Genomic DNA, 18119 nt, shown 5'->3' with positions numbered 1-18119 from the left:
GGCCATAGAGCAGCCGGTGGGCTAGACTAGCGGCCTGTATAAACCTGCCTCTATCTGGCGATCCCACGGAGTTCCGCATGGCCAAGACGCTCACCCAACGCCTGGGCATTTTGCTCGTACTTGCCCTGGGGATGGCGCTCACCCGCATCCACCATTCGTTCCTGCATCATTTTGATGCACTGCCTGACGCCTCGTGGGGCGTGTTCTTCCTGGCCGGCTTCTGGCTGCGTGGTTCGGCGCGCTGGGCATTCCCGCTGCTGATGGTCGAGGCGGTGCTGGTCGACTATGTGGTGATCACCAACCAGGGGCTGGATTTCTGGAGCCATTACTGCGTGTCGGTGGCGTACTGGTTCCTGATTCCCTCATATTTCAGCCTGTGGCTGGGCGGCAGCTTGCTGGCCAAGTATCAGCGTGGTCTGAGCCTGTCCACGCTGGGCATGGCCGTGCTGGCCCTGCTGGTCAGCGTGACCGTGTGCTACCTCATTTCGAACGGCAGCTTCTTCTGGCTCAGCGCCAGCGTGCCGACGGCAACGCGCAACTTCAGCGGATGGGCCGAGAATCTCGGCGACTGGTATCTGCCGTTCCTGGAAACCACGGCCATATGGGTCGGGCTGGGCGCGATCATGCACGTACTGGCGGTGCAGCTGTCTCGTGCGCGTCAGCACAGCGGCCAGCCTCACTGACGTGGGCAATCGCCTTTCGAAGATCTACACCCGCACCGGCGATGACGGCAGCACGGGCCTGGGCGATGGCTCGCGGGTACAGAAAGACTCCCTGCGCGTAACCGCGTATGGCACGGTGGACGAACTCAACAGTACGATCGGCATGGTGCTGGCGAGCGAAGGCGTTAACGACGCCATACGCGAAACGCTGACCCAGGTGCAGCACGAGCTGTTCGATCTGGGCGGCGAGCTGTGCATTCCCGGCATGGCGATGATCGACGACGCCGATATCGACCGGCTGGAAACCGTGCTCGACGGCTTCAACGAGCCGCTGCCGCCGCTGAAAGATTTCATCCTGCCCGGTGGTGGCATGGCGGCGGCAACTTGCCATCTGGCCCGCACGGTCTGCCGGCGTGCCGAACGTGACGTGGTGGCGCTATCGCACGTCGAAGACGTTCGTCCGCAGGCTTCGCGTTATCTCAACCGGCTGTCCGATCTGCTGTTCGTGCTTTGCCGCGTGCTGGCCCGCGCCAGCGGCCATGGTGAAGTGCTCTGGCAGCACGAGCGCCGCCGCAAACCCAACGCCACGAATTAGCCGCCGCCCGACAACCTGACTATGCTTCAGCTCTATACCCATTCCGCCTGCCTGCAACACGATCCCGGCGTCGGCCACGCCGAACGCCCGGCGCGTCTGTCGGCAGTGCTGCACGCGCTGGACCTCGATCGTTACGCGGCATTGGACCGGATCGAGGCACCACTGGCCACACGCGAACAGCTGCTGCGGGCGCACAGCGCCGAGTACGTCGATCGCATTTTTGCCAGCGCACCACGGGAAGGTACGCAGCGGCTTGACGAGGACACCGTGATGTCGCCCGGCTCGCTTGACGCCGCCTTGCGCGCTGCCGGCGCAGTGGTCGCCGCGGTGGATGCTGTAATGAACGGGGCTGACGGACAGCGCGCATTCTGCGCCGTGCGGCCTCCGGGCCATCACGCGACACGCGATCAGGCGATGGGCTTCTGCCTGTTCAACAGCATCGCGGTCGCCGCCGCGCATGCCATGTCGACCTACGGTCTCAAGCGCGTGGCGATCGCGGATTTCGACGTGCATCACGGCAACGGTACGCAGGCGATCTTCGAGCAGGACAAGCGCGTGCTGTTTGTTTCCAGCCACCAGTCGCCGCTGTATCCGGGTACCGGCTTCGAAAGCGAGCACGGGGTGGGCAATATCGTCAACGGCACGCTATCACCTGGCGATGGCTCGCACGAATTCCGCGAACTGTGGGACGGCATGCTGTTGCCACGGCTGAATGCGTTCAAGCCTCAGCTGGTGCTGGTTTCGGCCGGCTTCGATGCCCACAGCAACGACCCGCTGGCCGATATCCGGCTCGGCCAGGATGACTATGCATGGATCACCGAGCGCCTGGTGGCGCTGGCCCACAAGCATGCCGCCGGCAAGCTGGTCTCAACACTCGAAGGCGGCTACGACCTGGCAGCGCTGGCGGCCAGTGCTTCGGCGCATGTCGCTGCATTGATGGACTAGCCGCCGACTCTGACGATCAGCGACCTGACCCGCTGACCCGGCTTACACAGCGCAGAAACCCGTTTTCGCCCCAATTCCTTGCGGAACTGGGGTATGGCAGCTGAATTGCACGAGCGTCGGGTAAATGTATGCCTGCCTTACACTCGGTCTTTCTGTTAGCTTAACGAACTCTCATAGCCGACAGATTTTGACTGTGACGCATAAGCTCCCACCGCGCCGCCTTCTGGCCGTCGCCGCCGCGCTCGCCCTGATCGGCAACCAGGCCGAAGCTACCGGTCAGGTCCGCCCAAAGTCGTCCCTGGACGGATCGGAACAAGTGTGTCCATTGGGCACGTTTCACTGCGCGCCACGTCCTTATAACTATGCGATATGCCGGCCCAACGCGCTGCTGGATTTCTATGACCCAGCACTGGGCAAGGATCCGTCGCTGCGCAATACCAGCCCGGCCTACGTCAAATCCGATCACGTCGACAGCTCCAACCAGACGATCTTCCATCTGTCCGGCAACGTGATACTGCAACGCGCCGACCAGAAAATGCAGGCCGACACGGTCGACTATAACAACGACACCACCGACTACGATGCCCGCGGCAACGTCCGCTATCAGGAGGCGAGCCAGCTGATTGCCGGCACCCACATCCGCGGCAACAGCAACGACAGCCGCGGCATCGCCGATAACGTGCACTACCAGATGCTCGATGAGCGCGGCAACGGCGTGGCCAAGCAGGGCCAGATGTTGGACGACCTGCACACGCGCTATTCGATGGCGACCTATTCGACTTGTGACCTCGGCCACCACATCTGGGAGTTCCGCGGCAAGTCGATCACAATGAACAAGGACACCGGTGTCGGCACCGCGCGCAACGCGACCATGCGGGTCGGCAAGATGCCATTTATCTACCTGCCCTATTTCACCTTTCCGATCGACCACCGGCGCAAGAGCGGCTTCCTCAACCCGAAGCTGGGAAATACCAGTCGCTCCGGCTTCGAAATCAGCACGCCGTACTACTTCAATCTGGCGCCAAATTACGACGCCACCCTGGATCCGCGCTACTACGCCTCGCGCGGAGAGTTGCTGGCCGGTGAGTTCCGCTATCTCACATCCGGCAACCAAGCCAGCCACGGTCAACTCAATGTCGAGTACGTACCCAACGACACCGGCGAGAGCGATGGCACAACCAATACCACCGGCCAGTCGCGCTACCTGATCGACTACACCGATACGACGCATTTATGGGACAGCTGGACCTTCGTGGGTTCCTACAACCACGCGTCCGATAACGCCTATCTTTACGATTTCGGCAACGCCTTGTCGCATACGGTGATCTATACCCTGGCTTCCAACGCAGCCATTGTCGGTGGCGGAACGTGGTGGAACGCGCAGTTCGGCGGACTCATCTATCAGAACACCAATCCGTTCGCTACCGATGCGGTCAATCCATACGACAAGTTGCCATACCTGATACTCAACTTGAACATACCGATCTCCCGCTGGCTGGAATTCGGCGCGAACAACGAGTTCGACGATTTCCACAAAGCCGACTTTGTGGAAGGCGAGCGCCTCGACCTCTACCCGTACATTCAGGCGGACTTGGGTAACTCAGCCTGGTTCGTTCGACCGAAGCTGGCATATCGCTATACAGCCTACGATCTCAGCGGTGATTACCAGAATTACGGCTACTCCGGTCTACTGACTAGCGGTCAAACTACACCTTTTACCGACAAAACGCCCACCCGCTCGATGCCGATCGTCAGTCTGGATAGCGGCCTGGTATTTGACCGCAGCATCTCGCTGTTCGGCACCAACTACACACAGACGCTGGAGCCGCGCGCGTATTATCTGTATGTGCCGTACCGCAACCAGGATGATCTGCCGCTATTCGACACCTCGCTAACCTCGTTCGACTACTACCAGCTCTTCACCCCGAACCAGTATGCCGGCGACGATCGGCAGATGAACGCGAACAACCTCACCGGCGCGCTGACCACCCGCCTGCTCGATGAGAACGGCGTGGAGAGGATTTCCGCCAGTTTCGGCCAGATCCGGTATTTCACCCCGCAGCTCGTGCAGATACCCACCGGAGCCAACACACTTACCCCCTCAACAAACTTCCACGGTTCCGATTACGTTGCGCAGTTTGACATGCAGCTCAACGATCGTTGGCGCGTCAACACCGCTTATCAGTGGAGCCCGAATACGCATCAAACCGACATGGCCGCCTTTGAATTACAGCACCGCTTAGGCAACGATGGCGTGCTGAATTTCTCGTATCACTATCGCCGCGGCCTGTTGGATCAATACAGCGTATCGGCGACCTACCCGATATCCGCGTATTGGCGCCTGATCGGCTCTTGGAGTTACGAGGAACCAATCAAGGGCCTCGAAAATACGGCGACCGGAACGGTGGAAGCCCTGGCTGGCGTCGAATACGACAGCTGCTGCGTGACACTGAGACTGGTCGATCGCAACTACGTAAACCAGACCTATTACGGCACCGTTGCCGTGCCCACGGCCAGTAATACCAACCTTCGCGACAACGCCATCATGTTTGAAGTGGTCTTCAAGGGACTGGGCTCAACCGGTGGCCAAATCGATCCCACGTTGCGCCGTGATATTCTCGGCTATCAATAATTTGCATTCGCCCCTTCTGCATTCACTTTTGGCGACCTAGGCTTTTCAATAATGAAGCAACCCACTGCATTTTTCCTGCTGGCGCTCGCGATCGCGCTTCCCGTGCACGCCCAACTGCTCCCCGGTGCGACTGCAGCGCCGGCCAATCAAGCGATCGACCGTATTGTTGCTGTAGTCAACGACGACGTTATCCTGCAGAGCGAACTGAACGAAGCCACACGTTCAGTACAGCAGCAGTACGCCAGCCAGCCTGGCCAGTTGCCGCCGGCGAACGTGCTTCAGCAGCAGGTGCTCGATCGCCTGATCCTGAATCGGCTGCAGATTCAGAAGGCAGATGATCAAGGCATCCACGTGTCCGATGCCGACGTCGATCAAGCCGTCAACGGCGTAGCACAACAGAACAAGATGACCGCCGATCAGCTACGCGCTGCGGTGGAACACGACGGCGGCAGCTTTGCGGCGTTTCGCCAGCAATTGGCCGACCAGATCACCATTCAGCGTCTGCACCAGAGCGTGATCCAGGATTCCGTCTCGGTCACCGACAGTGAGGTCACCAACCTGCTCAGCAGCCCGACCTACAAGGCTGGCGAAGTGCATCTGGCGCATATCCAGATCAGCACGCCGAGCGGCGCCGACGCTGCCGCCATCCAGGCAACCCAGGCGAAAGCCGAGCAGGCCGTTGCCGCGCTCAAGGGTGGCATGGATTTCAACGCGGCAGCGATCCGCTTTTCCGATGCCTCCGATGCGCTGGAAGGCGGCGATCTGGGCTGGCGCCGCATGGACGCTATTCCGCCGGCGTTTACCGACACCGTTACGGCGATGAAACCTGGCGACGTGAGTCCGGCCCTGCGCGGCCCGACCGGCTTCAACATCATCAAGCTGATCGGCCAGCGCGAGCCCAGCCGCCAGGTCGTGACCGAATATCACGCGCGCCAGATCCTGATCAAACCGAGCGAGCTGATCACTCCCGAACAAGCGCAGCAGAAGGCGCAAGACATCTATAACCGCATCGTCAACAAACATGAGGACTTCGCCGCCGCAGCGAAGAAGGACTCGGCCGACCCGACCACAGCGAACGCCGGTGGCGACATGGGCTGGTTCAAGCAGCAGGATTGGGGTTCGAGCATCGCCCAGCAGATCGACGCGCTGAAGGACAACCAGGTATCGCAGCCGTTCCAGACCGAAGCCGGTTGGGACATCTTGCAGCGACTCGGCACACGCCAGAGCGATCTCACCGATGAAATCGCCCGCAACAACGCGCGCCAAGCCATCGGCAACCGCAAGTCCGATCAGGCGTATGACGACTATCTGCGTCAGATGCGCGCCGGTGCCTATATCAACATCCTGGTGCCCGAACTGCGCTCAGCGGACGATCAGGCATCCGCGACCAGCACTAGCCCGTAAGCCACGTTGAACGGGGCGCCACTCCCGCGGCTCGCCATCACGGCCGGTGAGCCGGCCGGCATCGGTCCGGAACTGCTGATAAGGCTAGCCGCCAGCCCATTGCCCGCCAGCCTTATCGCGATTACCGACCGCAGCCTGCTCGAACGTGCCGCTGCAAGCTGCGGCACCACCATTGAACTGGTTAACGACGACAGCAGCCCGGAATTCCAACGAGTGCCCGGAACGCTGCGCGTCAGACACGTGCCGCTGGCCGCACAGGAAATTCCCGGCCATCCCGATCCAATCAACGCAAGCCACGTGCTTGCCACGCTGGCCGAAGCCAGCGATGGCTGCATGGCCGGCCGCTATGACGCTGTAGTCACTGCGCCGTTGCAGAAGTCATCCATCAACGACGCTGGCATCCGCTTCAGTGGTCACACCGAATTTTTCGCCGAACGCACGCGTACCGATGTAGTGATGATGCTGGCGAGCCCCGAGCTTCGGGTAGCCCTGGTCACCACGCATCTGCCGCTGGCTGCGGTATCGGCAGCTATCACAGAGCCGTGGCTGACACGCACACTGCGTATCGTGCATGCGGAGCTCCGCGAAAAGTTTGGCCTGGCCGCGCCACGCATAGCGGTGCTGGGTCTCAACCCGCATGCCGGTGAAGCCGGCCATATGGGACATGAGGAAATCGACACGATCATCCCGACCATGCAAGCACTGCGCGCGGAAGGCATGCACCTGCTTGGGCCACTGCCGGCTGACACCGCCTTTGTACCAGCGCAACGTCAGCACTACGACGCGGTGCTGGCGATGTACCACGATCAGGCATTGCCGGTGTTGAAGAGCGAGGCGTTCGATCGGACGGTGAACCTCACGCTCGGCCTGCCATTTATCCGCACATCGGTCGATCACGGCACCGCGCTGGATCTTGCGGGAACCGGCAAAGCCGACCCCGCCAGCCTGATTGCCGCAGCACAGATGGCATTGGAGCTCGTGGCGCGCCGTGCCACTCATCCATCCTCCCCCCGGCGGGGAGAGGAACGAGGTGAGGGGCAATCTCCGCCAGGAACCACCTCATGAGCGCTCGCCCCAAGAAAAGTTTTGGCCAGCACTTTCTGCACGACCAGCGGTACATCGCGCAGATCGTCAGCATGATTGCACCCCACGCCGAGGACGTCGTGGTCGAAATCGGCCCCGGGGAGGGCGCGCTGACGCTGCCACTGCTGAAGGCCGCAGGCAAGCTCACCGCAATCGAACTCGATACTGATCTCATCCCTGGTCTGCAGGCGCGTGCGGCCAGCGTGGGCGAACTGCAAATCATCCACGCCGACGTGTTGAAGGTGGACTTCACCGCGCTGGCGCAAAGCCTCGGCGTACCGCGGCTGCGTATTGCCGGCAATCTGCCGTATTACATTTCCAGCCCGATCCTGTTTCACTGCGTCGATCACTTTGGTGCGATCCAGGATCTGCATTTCATGCTGCAGAAGGAAGTGGTCGATCGCATGGCCGCCGAACCCGGCAGTAAAGTCTACGGGCGGCTCTCGGTGATGTTGCAGTTGGCGTGCCGGGTCGAGCCGCTGTTCGACGTGCCGCCCGAGGCGTTTCGTCCACCGCCAAAAGTGGAGTCATCTGTCGTGCGCCTGCTGCCGCTGTCACCTGAGCAGCAACACGATGCCGATCCCACGCATGTTTATGCCGTGGTGAAGGCAGCCTTCGCACAGCGGCGCAAGACGCTCAGCAATGCACTCAAGCAGTTGCTCGACAGTGACGCCATCCGCAGCGCCGATGTCGACCCCAAGGCGCGCGCTGAAACGCTGGCGCCGGAGGACTTTGTGCGACTGGCCAAGGTCTACAGCGCGCAGTCGCACGAATAGATTTATTGCCCGGGTTTCATCACAGACGTGAAGGCTGCACCCCATTCACGGTGGCAAGCCTTACAATCGGGCCATGAATGAAAAAGCTTCCTACACGATCGATGTGCAGGTCGAAACGCGCTTCGTCCCCGATCAATCGAAGCCCGGTGACAATCGCTACGTTTTCGCCTACACGATTACCCTGCGCAACGCAGGCGACATGCCTGCGCGCCTGCTGACCCGCCACTGGATGATCACCGACGCCAACGGCAAGGTGGAGGAAGTGCGTGGCGACGGCGTGGTCGGCGAGCAGCCATGGATGCGCCCGGGCGATGACTTCGAATACACCTCAGGTGCCGTACTGGAGACACCGGTCGGCACCATGGGCGGCAGTTATCAAATGCTGGCCGACGACGGCACACATTTCGAGGCGCCGATCCCGACCTTCACCCTGTCCATCCCGCGCACGCTGCACTGATGGACGCGATCTGACCATGGCCACGTACGCCATTGGCGACGTGCAGGGTTGTTATCCCGAACTGCAGCGTTTGCTGGAGAAACTGCGCTTTGATCCGTCGCAGGATCAACTGTGGTTTTGTGGCGACCTGGTCAACCGCGGTGGACAGTCGCTGGATACGCTGCGGCTGATCCACGAGCTGCGCGAGTCCAGTGTGGTGACGCTTGGCAATCACGACCTCAGCCTTCTGGCGATCGCGCAGCGTAGGCCGGATGCGCAGGCACGGGTAAATCCGGAGCTGCGCGAAGTGCTGTTCGCCGATGACGCTCCCGTGCTGTTCGAATGGCTGCGTTCGCAAAAACTCCTGCATCACGACGAACAACTCAACTGGACGATGGTGCATGCGGGTCTCGCGCCAATGTGGACCCTGAAGCAGGCGCAGCGCGCGGCACAGGATGTCGAGCGCGAGCTGTCCAGCCCACGGCATCCGCGACTACTGCGCAATCTGTTCGGCAATCGCCCGGCCGTATGGTCGAGCCGTCTGCAGGGGCTGGATCGCCAGCGTGCGACGATCAACACCATGACCCGGATGCGCTACTGCGATGTCAATGGCCGGATCGATTTCGACGCCAAGGATATTCCTGGCACGCAGAAACCCGGTCTGTATCCATGGTTCGAGGTTCCCGGCATGCGACGTCGCGAAACGCAGATCGTCTGCGGGCACTGGTCGGCGCTGGGACGGTTTGCCGGACTCGGCGTGCATGCCATCGACACCGGTTGTGTCTGGGGCGGCAAACTGACGGCACTGCGGATCGATGGCGAAGAGCCGCAGTACATCACCGTCAACGCGGAGCCACACCGAAAACGACCGCCAGGTGGCGAGGATTGAGTTTCAGCCAATGAAAAACCCCGCCTCAGCGGGGTTTTTCTTGATTGAGCAGAAGCCTTTCAACCTAAATGGATCAGGCCAGTTGCCCGTGGCAATGTTTGTACTTTTTGCCTGAGCCACACGGGCACGGATCGTTGCGACCGACCTTCGGGCTATTATCCGGTTCCGGCAAGCGCTGATAGTTACCGGTATTGCCTGAGGCTTCGATCGACGGTGCCGCAAACGCATTCGCCGGAGCGCCACCGCCGGTAGCCAGCATCTGCGTCTGCAGGCGCTCGGCCAAACGCTGTTGCTCGGCTTCCATCGCCGCGACCTCTTCCTCGCTGCGGATGCGGATACGTGCCAGCATCTGCACCACTTCGGCCTTGATCCGGTTGAGCATTTCAGAAAACAGCTTGAACGACTCGCGCTTGAACGCCTGCTTCGGATCCTGCTGAGCGTAACCGACCAGATAAATGCCCTGGCGCAGGTAGTCCATGTTCGCCAGATGATCTTTCCAAGCGTTGTCTACCACGGTGAGCATGATGTGCTTTTCCAGCTGACGCATGGTGTCTGCGCCGACCTGCGCTTCCTTGGCCTGGAAAAACCCGTCCACGGATTCGCGCACGTGGCCAAGAATCATCTCGGCGTCGATCTCGTGCTGCTGTTCGATCCAATTCGGCAAATCAAGCGAAAGACCAAATTCGCTTTCGAGCTCACGATTCAGCGCGGGGATATCCCACTGCTCGTCGATGCTTTCAGCTGGCACATGCGCGCGCACCAACGACTGCACGACGTCTTCGCGGATGTCGGTGACCGTGGCGGAAACCTCTTCACCCTCGAGCAATTCGTCGCGCTGGCGATAGATCACCTTGCGCTGATCGTTGGCAACGTCATCGAATTCAAGCAGGTGTTTGCGGATATCGAAGTTGTGCTGCTCGACCTTGCGCTGGGCCTTTTCGATCTGCCGGCTGATCATGCGATCTTCCAGCGCATCGTCGTCCTTCATGCCGAAGCGCTTCATCCAGCGGATAAGGCCTTCGCCGCCGAAGATGCGCAGCAGATTGTCTTCCAGCGACAGATAAAAGCGCGAGGAGCCCGGATCGCCCTGGCGACCCGAACGGCCGCGCAGCTGGTTATCGATGCGGCGCGACTCGTGCCGCTCGGTGCCGATGATGTGCAGGCCGCCGGCCGCGAGCACCTGCTCGTGGAGCTTTTTCCATTCGGTCTTGACACGCTGGCGCTCGATCTCGCTGGCGCCCTCGGGCAGCTTGGACATTGCCGCCTCGAGGCTGCCACCGAGCACGATATCGGTACCGCGACCAGCCATATTCGTGGCGATGGTCACCTGCCCCGGCGCGCCAGCCTGCGCCACGATGTGCGCTTCGCGCTCGTGCTGCTTGGCATTGAGGACCTCGTGAGTCACCTTTGCCTGTGTAAGCAGACCGGACAACAGCTCGGACACCTCGATCGAAGTAGTACCGACCAGCACCGGCTGGCCGCGCTCGTGGCAGGCCTTGATGTCCTCGATCACCGCGCGGTATTTCGGATCCTGCGCGAGGAAAATCATGTCCGAGTTGTCTTTGCGGATCATCGGCATGTGGGTCGGAATGACCACCACTTCCAGGCCGTAGATGCTTTGGAACTCGAACGCCTCGGTATCGGCCGTGCCGGTCATGCCGGCCAGCTTCTTGTACATGCGGAACAGATTCTGGAACGTCACCGTGGCCAGCGTCTGGTTTTCGCGCTGGATTGGTACGCCTTCCTTCGCCTCGACGGCCTGATGCAAGCCGTCGGACCAACGGCGCCCGGCCAGGGTACGTCCGGTGAACTCGTCGACGATGATGACCTCACCGTCGCGCACGATGTAATCGACATCGCGCTGGTAAATACCGTTCGCACGCAGCGCCGCGTTGAGGTGATGCACTACGGCCAGATTCTTCGAGTCGTACAGGCCACTGTCCTGCTCAATGACTCCGGCTTCGCGCAGCAATTCGTCAGCGTGCTGCATGCCCTCTTCGGACAGGTGCACCTGCTTCTGCTTTTCATCGACCCAGTAGTCGCCAGGACTGGTTTCGTCGGGCTGGCGGATCATCCGCGGCACGATCTTGTTCACCGCCAGATACAGCTGCGGCGAATCCTCCGCCGGACCGGAGATGATCAGCGGCGTGCGCGCTTCGTCGATCAGGATCGAATCGACCTCATCGACGATGGCGTAATGCAGGCCGCGCTGGTAGCGCTGCTCCTTGCTGAGCGCCATGTTGTCGCGCAGGTAGTCGAAACCGAATTCATTGTTGGTGCCATAGGTGATATCGGCAGCGTAAGCCTCGTGCTTGTCGGCGTGATCCATCCCCGGATACACCACACCCACATTGAGACCAAGAAAGTTGTACAGCTTGCCCATCTGCGCGGAGTCGCGGCGCGCCAGGTAATCGTTGACGGTAACCACATGCACGCCGTTGCCGGCCAGCGCATTGAGATAGACCGGTAACGTACCAACCAGGGTCTTGCCTTCACCAGTGCGCATTTCGGCGATCTTGCCCGAATGCAGCACCATGCCGCCGATCATCTGCACATCGTAATGGCGCATGCCCAGCGTGCGTTTGGCCGCCTCACGCACCACCGCAAAGGCTTCCGGCAACAGTTTGTCCAGCGACTCGCCACCGGCAACGCGCTGCTTGAACTCTTCGGTCTTGCCACGCAGGGCTTCGTCGCTCAGCTTTTCGAACTCGGACTCCAGCGCATTGATGCGGGAAACACTTCGGGAAAGCTGGCGCAGCACGCGATCGTTGCGGCTACCGAAAAGACTCGTCAGGGCACGGTTGAACATCGATCTTCCGGATTGGGAAACAAGTTGCCTGCAACACGCGCAAGCCAGTCGGGCATATTACTACATGCCTATGCGAACCAGTTTTACGGCCCCTATTGGGTAGCCTTGAAGAGCGAGTATCTGCACCTGAACCTACCTGCACTGTTCAGGGGGAGCAGAACTTCGACCCAGCCATCCGAATGGCGGCAGTCGCATCCAGATTCAAGGGTACCGCCAGCCTTTGGAAGCCTTCAGCTAGCGATGATTGCGTGCGAAAGCCAGCGGATTGACCACGCGACCGTCGTACCAAACCTCAAAATGCACGTGCGAGCCGGTCGAACGCCCCGTGGAGCCGGCCTGCGCAACGACGGTACCGACCTGAACGTGTTCGCCCGCATGCACTTCCAGCGCGCTGTTGTGTGCATAGCGAGTCATGTAGCCATTGCCATGATCGATCTCGATCACATTGCCGTAGCCATTACGCACGCCGGCGTAGGTGACCATGCCCTCGGCCACAGCATGCACAGGCGTGCCGTAAGGGGTGGCAATGTCGATGCCAGTGTGGCGAGCGGAGCGACCATCGAACGGATCCGGGCGCGCACCGAAATACGATGATATATAGCCCTCCACCGGCATACCGGTAGGTTTCAGATTCGATTCGATCTTGGCATCCAGCAACAGGCTCTGCAACGCAGACAACTGCGCCTGCTGGGTATCAAACTGAGTCGCCAGCTGGCTGATACTGCTATCGAGTGTCTGCGGCAAGGCATAGGCGCTACCGCTGACGTCCTCGACGCCACCGACCGCCGGCTGCTGATCGAAATTGAATTCACTGGCGTCAAGCTTGCCGACTTCGGTAAGACGTTCGCCCAACGCGTTCAGTCGTGTCGACTGTGCCTGCAGCTGGCCCAGCTTGACTGCCAGTGCATCAAGCCCGCGCTGGGAATCTTCGCGTACGCCGCCGAGCTGGATGTTTTGTTGTCGTATCTGCTGCTGCAGTTCGTGAATTTGCGACAGCGCCCGATCACGTGGACTGGCCACGGTCAAAGCCAGACCAACGCCTGCCCCCACACATCCCACAATTGCCAGCGCCAGTGTCGAAAGCAGCTTCCAGCGTACGCGCCGGTCGGCCAGATCAAGTGTTTTGGGCAATTTGCGCGAACGTGAGACGAGTATGATTTGCATATGTTTCCAAAATCGAATGCGGGCACCGTGCAACGCACCACTCCAGCCGGCCCCAATCAGGCCACTTCCCGCCGCATGGGCAACGGACCGAAGTCCCTTGTCGACTGCGGCTCCTTCGCTACGCTGGCCAAAAAGGCCGGCGAGCTCGAAGCGCTGGATCGCGCCTTGCGCCAGACGTTGCCATCGCCATTGCGCGAACAGGTGAGATTCGCCAACCTGCGCAACGATCGCCTCGTCTTTCTGGCGTCATCACCGGCCTGGGCAACGCGCCTGCGTCTCATGCAGACGCAGATCCTTGCCACCGCCCACGCCATCGGCACAAGCGCCAGTTCAGTCACCGTGAAAGTGGCCCCCCAACCGCCGGTCGTGATCGAGCCGGACAGGTCAAAACCGCTTTCTCCCGCCGCGGCGGCCCATCTTCAGGCAACTGCAGCTTCGCTCTCAGACCCCGAATTGCGGGCACTGTTCCTTGGATTGGCGTCCCTCGCCGAAACCACTGATTCCCAAGCCAAAACCGAACGGTAAACTGCCAACGTTTTCGGCACCAACCATTCTGAACATTTTCGCCGACACTCAAGAATCGTTTCAGCGATTATGCCAAGCGGAGATTTATAGCACGACTTCCCGACCCCATTGCAACAAATGTCGAGGACATGTGAACGAAATCGGAGCGATTGAGCGGCATGTCGCAAAACCAAAAAGCCACGTCTGAAGACGTGGCTTTTTGGTTAACTTGCTTGTTTTCCAGGCGTTAGTTGGATCAAACGGCCTGTGCAGGGTGCGCGTAGGAGATCGGCGAAGTCGCCGGGTCATCCTGGTAGCTCACTTCTTCCCATGCCGTGACATCAGCCATCAGCGTGCGTAAAAGCTTGTTGTTGAGCTCATGGCCGGACTTGTGCGCACTGTAGGCACCGATCAGGCTGTGACCCAACAGGTACAGATCACCGATCGCATCGAGAATCTTGTGCTTGACGAACTCGTCCTCGTAGCGGAGGCCATCTTCGTTGAGCACGCGGTAATCATCGAGTACCACCGCATTGTCCATCGAGCCGCCGAGCGCGAGGTTCTTTTCGCGCATCATTTCGATGTCGCGCATGAAGCCGAACGTGCGTGCACGACTGACTTCCTTGACGAACGACGTTGTCGAAAAATCGATCTCGGCGCGCGAGGTGCGCTTGCTGATGATCGGATGATTGAAGTCGATCGAAAAGCCGACCTTGAAACCTTCGAAGGGCGAGATGCTGGCCCACTTGTCGCCTTCCTGCACTTTCACCGGCTTCTTGATGCGGATGAAGCGCTTCGCGACGTTCTGCTCTTCGATACCAGCGGACTGCAGCAGGAATACGAAGGGACCGGCACTGCCGTCCATGATCGGAACTTCCGGCGCTGAAAGGTCCACGTAAGCATTGTCGATGCCTAATCCTGCCATGGCAGAAAGAAGATGCTCGACGGTTGAAACCTTGGCTTCGCCGTTGACCAGCGTGGTGGACCAGCTGGTATCGCCAACGTTGTCCTGACGGGCGCGAATATCGACCGGCGGTTCAAGATCCGTGCGGCGAAACACAATGCCGGTATTTGGCGCTGCAGGCCGCAGGGTCATGTAGACCTTGTCGCCTGTGTGCAGGCCCACGCCGGTAGCCCGGATAATATTTTTGAGCGTACGCTGCTTGATCATTTTTGTTGGTACCCGTGTAGGCACAGCCAATTAGGAGCGGATGCTAACACAGTTTTAACCTGCGGCAATAGCAAACCATACCGTACAGTCTGATTAAACCTTCATGCTTCCTTCATATCTGAAGGCAATAAGCAGACAGAACCTTGCTCCCGATACCATCGAGCATCTCGACACAACGCCCGTGCCTGGGACGGGAATCCGGCACGGGTGTCGAACCAACAACTCAGGCAGGACCTGACTTGCCAGCCATGCGCCACTCCGGACGCATAGTCACTGCTCGCACACGAACGAACCAACAGTCCGAACGCTTAGCCAGCACACTTCGGCGCAAAAATCGTGCCGAGTCGTCATCTATCTCGCGTAAAGCACGCGCAATAGATGCGATTTCAAATGGACCAGCTAAACGGGCATTTGTTCAATAATTTCACGCCTCCTTAGCGATTCTTTTCAAACTCAGTCCGCCTGACGGCGCAGAAACGCCGGAATATCCAGGTAATCGAAGCCCGGTTCGGCACTCTTGGCCGGTACGCCATTCGCATCGGCGCGGGCGTGGTGGCTCACCGTCGTCGCTTCCGGCTGGGCATAGTCGACCACTTCATTACCCGTACCGGTACGCAGCACGACCGGACGTGGACGCATCTGCACCTGCTGGGTTTCGACCATGCGCATCGGCTGACGCGAGGCGGCGGCACGGTTGAGGCCAGTAGCGACCACAGTGACGCGCACATCGTCCTTCATGTCCGGATCGAGTGAAGTACCAATCACCACGGTGGCGTCTTCGCTGGCGAAGTCGTGGATGATCCGACCGATTTCGTCGAACTCGCGCATGGTCAGATTGGTGCCGGCCGTAACATTGACCAGGATGCCGCAGGCGCCGTTGAGGTTGACATCTTCCAGCAGCGGATTCTTGATCGCCGCTTCCGCCGCGGCCTGCGCACGGTCATCGCCGCGGGCGGTGCCCGAGCCCATCATCGCCAGGCCCATTTCGGACATCACTGTACGCACGTCGGCAAAGTCGACGTTGATCAGGCCAGGAGCTGTGATCAGGTCCGCAATACCCTGCACGGCGCCCTGTAGCACGTCGTTGGCTGCCTTGAACGCGTTCAGCAGGGTCACGTCGCGACCCAGCACGCTGAGCAGCTTCTCGTTGGGCACAGTGATCAACGAGTCGACATGCTGCGACAGGTCCTCAATGCCCTTCAGGGCGACCTGCATGCGCCGACGACCCTCGAACGGGAACGGCTTGGTGACCACCGCCACGGTGAGGATGCCCTTTTCCTTGGCCAGCTGCGCCACCACTGGCGCCGCGCCAGTGCCGGTACCGCCACCCATGCCGGCGGTGATGAACACCATGTCGGCACCTTCAAGCATCGCTTCGATGCGTTCACGATCTTCCAGCGCGGCCTGACGACCAACCTCTGGATTGGCACCGGCGCCAAGACCCTTGGTTACGTTGCCGCCCAGCTGTAAATGAGTGCGCGAGCCGCAGCTGGTCATGGCTTGCGCGTCGGTGTTGGCGACGATGAATTCGACGCCTTCGATGTTGGCATTGAGCATATGGGCCACGGCATTGCCGCCGCCACCGCCTACGCCGATGACTTTGATGACTGCATTTGGTGCGAGCTTATCGATGAGTTCAAACATTTCCCGTCCTCCTAAAGAGTTGTTGTCGTTGTAACCAGGGAACGCGACTCCTTGTCGGTCCATGGTGGTGGGCTGGTTCCATCCGCCCTGGGTGACAACTCCATGCGCCACCCGAAAACGTTGCTGTTAAAAAAACCTGTTGTTCAAAAACCTGGTCGTTCGAAATCAGAAATTCTTGGTGATCCAGCCGCGCAGCTTGTCGACGATGCCGCCGACACTGCCGCCGGCTGGTCCGCTCACGCGCATGCCGCCGGACCGCGCGCCATGCAGCAACAAACCAACGCCGGTGGCATGCAGTGGACTGGCCACGACTTCGCCCAGACCGCTGATCTGCTGCGGTACACCGATGCGCACCATCTTGTGGAAGATCTCTTCGGCCAGCTCCAGCGCGCCTTCCATCTTGGAAGCGCCGCCAGTCAGCACCACGCCGGCAGCGACCAGGCTCTCGTAGCCGGAGCGACGCAGCTGGTCCTGCACCATCTCGAAGATTTCCTCGTAGCGCGCCTGCACGCTTTGCGCGAGCGACTGTCGGGCCAGCCGGCGCGGCGGTCGATCGCCGACGCTGGGCACCTGGATAGTCTCCTCGGCATGCGCCAGTCCGGTCTGCGCGCAGGCGTACTTGATCTTGATTTCCTCGGCATGCGCCGTTGGCGTATGCACACCATAGGCAATGTCGCTGGTCACCTGATCACCGCCGATCGGCAGCGAGGCGGTGAAACGGATCGAGCCCTGCGTGTAGATCGCAATGTCGGTCGTGCCGGCGCCGATATCGACCAGGCAGACGCCCAACTCGCGCTCGTCGTCGGTCAGCACGGCCTTGGCACTGGCCAGCGCCGAAGGCACCAGCTCGTCGACCGACAACCCGCAGCGCTGTATGCACTTGGTGATGTTCTGCACCGCCGCCGCTGCGCCGGTGACCAGATGCACGTTCGCCTCCAGCCGCACACCGCTCATGCCGACTGGCGAGCGAATGCCGTCCTGGCCGTCGATGCGATATTCCTGCGACTCCTTATATAGGACCTTGCGATCGGCCGGGATCGCGACCGCACTGGCCGCTTCCAGCACCTGCTCCAGATCGCCTGCGGTGACCTCGCGGTCGCGAATCGCCGCGTTGCCATGCGAGTTGCGCGTCTCCAGATGACTGCCAGAAATCGATGCAACCACCGAGCGGATATCGCAGCCCGCCATCAGCTCGGCCTCTTCCACCGCGCGCTGGATCGAATGCACGGTGGATTCGATGTCGACCACCGAACCGCGCTTCATGCCACGCGACACATGGGTGCCGATGCCGATCACGGTGATTGGCTCGCCCGGCTCGTACTCACCGACAATCGCCACCACTTTCGAGGTGCCAATATCGAGGCCGACGACCAGTTGTTTGTCGTTGCGCGGCTTCATAAGGAGA

15 protein-coding genes are annotated in these 18119 nt (G+C 60.5%); 10 read left to right on the top strand and 5 right to left on the bottom strand.

The features are described 5' to 3' along the window. The first annotated feature begins 77 nt into the window (after positions 1-77). From HDE80_RS10095 to HDE80_RS10055, 9 genes are all read left to right on the top strand, one after another. Positions 78-683, top strand: a complete 606-nt coding sequence (locus tag HDE80_RS10095) for a hypothetical protein (protein ID WP_184670474.1) — start codon at positions 78-80, stop codon at positions 681-683. A gap of 1 nt (position 684) precedes the next feature. After that, the gene (locus HDE80_RS10090; RefSeq protein ID WP_184670765.1) at positions 685-1257 is read left to right on the top strand and encodes a cob(I)yrinic acid a,c-diamide adenosyltransferase; all 573 of its coding nucleotides are present in this window, start codon (positions 685-687) and stop codon (positions 1255-1257) included. Positions 1258-1278: 21 nt separating this feature from the next. Beyond that, on the top strand, positions 1279-2202 hold the full coding sequence (locus HDE80_RS10085; RefSeq protein ID WP_184670472.1) for a histone deacetylase family protein: 924 nt from the start codon (positions 1279-1281) through the stop codon (positions 2200-2202). A 193-nt stretch (positions 2203-2395) separates the two neighbouring features. Further along, complete coding sequence (gene lptD / locus HDE80_RS10080; protein ID WP_184670470.1) at positions 2396-4834, top strand: LPS assembly protein LptD; 2439 nt, start codon at positions 2396-2398, stop codon at positions 4832-4834. 51 nt (positions 4835-4885) lie between these two features. Then, entirely contained in the window at positions 4886-6238 is a 1353-nt protein-coding gene (locus tag HDE80_RS10075) for a peptidylprolyl isomerase (protein WP_184670468.1), read from the top strand. A 6-nt stretch (positions 6239-6244) separates the two neighbouring features. Next, positions 6245-7303, top strand: a complete 1059-nt coding sequence (pdxA, locus tag HDE80_RS10070) for a 4-hydroxythreonine-4-phosphate dehydrogenase PdxA (RefSeq protein ID WP_184670466.1) — start codon at positions 6245-6247, stop codon at positions 7301-7303. Continuing rightward, on the top strand, positions 7300-8097 hold the full coding sequence (gene rsmA, locus HDE80_RS10065; protein WP_184670465.1) for a 16S rRNA (adenine(1518)-N(6)/adenine(1519)-N(6))-dimethyltransferase RsmA: 798 nt from the start codon (positions 7300-7302) through the stop codon (positions 8095-8097). The genes pdxA and rsmA overlap by 4 nt, the downstream gene beginning before the upstream one ends. A gap of 73 nt (positions 8098-8170) precedes the next feature. Further along, positions 8171-8554, top strand: coding sequence for a Co2+/Mg2+ efflux protein ApaG (apaG, locus tag HDE80_RS10060; RefSeq protein ID WP_184670463.1), 384 nt, complete (start codon positions 8171-8173; stop codon positions 8552-8554). Positions 8555-8570: 16 nt separating this feature from the next. Next, positions 8571-9422, top strand: coding sequence for a symmetrical bis(5'-nucleosyl)-tetraphosphatase (locus HDE80_RS10055; RefSeq protein ID WP_184600642.1), 852 nt, complete (start codon positions 8571-8573; stop codon positions 9420-9422). Between the two features lie 73 nt (positions 9423-9495). On the opposite strand, the gene secA is transcribed toward HDE80_RS10055, so the two are convergent. Together secA and HDE80_RS10045 are read right to left on the bottom strand one after the other, a co-directional pair. Next, the gene (secA, locus tag HDE80_RS10050; protein ID WP_184670461.1) at positions 9496-12231 is read right to left on the bottom strand and encodes a preprotein translocase subunit SecA; all 2736 of its coding nucleotides are present in this window, start codon (positions 12229-12231) and stop codon (positions 9496-9498) included. Positions 12232-12465: 234 nt separating this feature from the next. Continuing rightward, entirely contained in the window at positions 12466-13395 is a 930-nt protein-coding gene (locus HDE80_RS10045; RefSeq protein ID WP_184670459.1) for a M23 family metallopeptidase, read from the bottom strand. A 75-nt stretch (positions 13396-13470) separates the two neighbouring features. On the opposite strand from HDE80_RS10045, the gene HDE80_RS10040 reads away from it, so the two are divergent. Continuing rightward, positions 13471-13920, top strand: a complete 450-nt coding sequence (locus HDE80_RS10040; protein ID WP_255483688.1) for a DUF721 domain-containing protein — start codon at positions 13471-13473, stop codon at positions 13918-13920. Positions 13921-14155: 235 nt separating this feature from the next. Here the strand turns inward: HDE80_RS10040 and lpxC are convergent, their stop codons facing one another. From lpxC to ftsA, 3 genes are all read right to left on the bottom strand, one after another. Further along, on the bottom strand, positions 14156-15070 hold the full coding sequence (gene lpxC / locus HDE80_RS10035) for a UDP-3-O-acyl-N-acetylglucosamine deacetylase (protein ID WP_184600638.1): 915 nt from the start codon (positions 15068-15070) through the stop codon (positions 14156-14158). Between the two features lie 453 nt (positions 15071-15523). Next, entirely contained in the window at positions 15524-16714 is a 1191-nt protein-coding gene (gene ftsZ / locus HDE80_RS10030) for a cell division protein FtsZ (protein WP_184600637.1), read from the bottom strand. Between the two features lie 165 nt (positions 16715-16879). Next, entirely contained in the window at positions 16880-18112 is a 1233-nt protein-coding gene (gene ftsA / locus HDE80_RS10025; RefSeq protein WP_184670455.1) for a cell division protein FtsA, read from the bottom strand. Positions 18113-18119 lie beyond the last annotated feature (7 nt).

The sequence above is a fragment of the Rhodanobacter sp. A1T4 genome (assembly GCF_014207185.1).
Classification (GTDB): Bacteria; Pseudomonadota; Gammaproteobacteria; order Xanthomonadales; family Rhodanobacteraceae; genus Rhodanobacter.
The sequence above is the reverse complement of the archived record's forward strand: the minus strand, read 5'-3'. Positions and strand labels throughout refer to the sequence as shown.

Bases quoted from the DNA above. Each gene is read 5' to 3' on its own strand.
- HDE80_RS10095 (WP_184670474.1), top strand. From the start codon at position 78: ATGGCCAAGACGCTCACCCAACGCCTGGGCATTTTGCTCGTACTTGCC.
- HDE80_RS10085 (WP_184670472.1), top strand. From the start codon at position 1,279: ATGCTTCAGCTCTATACCCATTCCGCCTGCCTGCAACACGATCCCGGC.
- HDE80_RS10075 (WP_184670468.1), top strand. From the start codon at position 4,886: ATGAAGCAACCCACTGCATTTTTCCTGCTGGCGCTCGCGATCGCGCTT.
- rsmA (WP_184670465.1), top strand. From the start codon at position 7,300: ATGAGCGCTCGCCCCAAGAAAAGTTTTGGCCAGCACTTTCTGCACGAC.
- apaG (WP_184670463.1), top strand. From the start codon at position 8,171: ATGAATGAAAAAGCTTCCTACACGATCGATGTGCAGGTCGAAACGCGC.
- HDE80_RS10055 (WP_184600642.1), top strand. From the start codon at position 8,571: ATGGCCACGTACGCCATTGGCGACGTGCAGGGTTGTTATCCCGAACTG.
- secA (WP_184670461.1), bottom strand. From the start codon at position 12,231: ATGTTCAACCGTGCCCTGACGAGTCTTTTCGGTAGCCGCAACGATCGC.
- HDE80_RS10045 (WP_184670459.1), bottom strand. From the start codon at position 13,395: ATGCAAATCATACTCGTCTCACGTTCGCGCAAATTGCCCAAAACACTT.
- HDE80_RS10040 (WP_255483688.1), top strand. From the start codon at position 13,471: ATGGGCAACGGACCGAAGTCCCTTGTCGACTGCGGCTCCTTCGCTACG.
- lpxC (WP_184600638.1), bottom strand. From the start codon at position 15,070: ATGATCAAGCAGCGTACGCTCAAAAATATTATCCGGGCTACCGGCGTG.
- ftsZ (WP_184600637.1), bottom strand. From the start codon at position 16,714: ATGTTTGAACTCATCGATAAGCTCGCACCAAATGCAGTCATCAAAGTC.
- ftsA (WP_184670455.1), bottom strand. From the start codon at position 18,112: ATGAAGCCGCGCAACGACAAACAACTGGTCGTCGGCCTCGATATTGGC.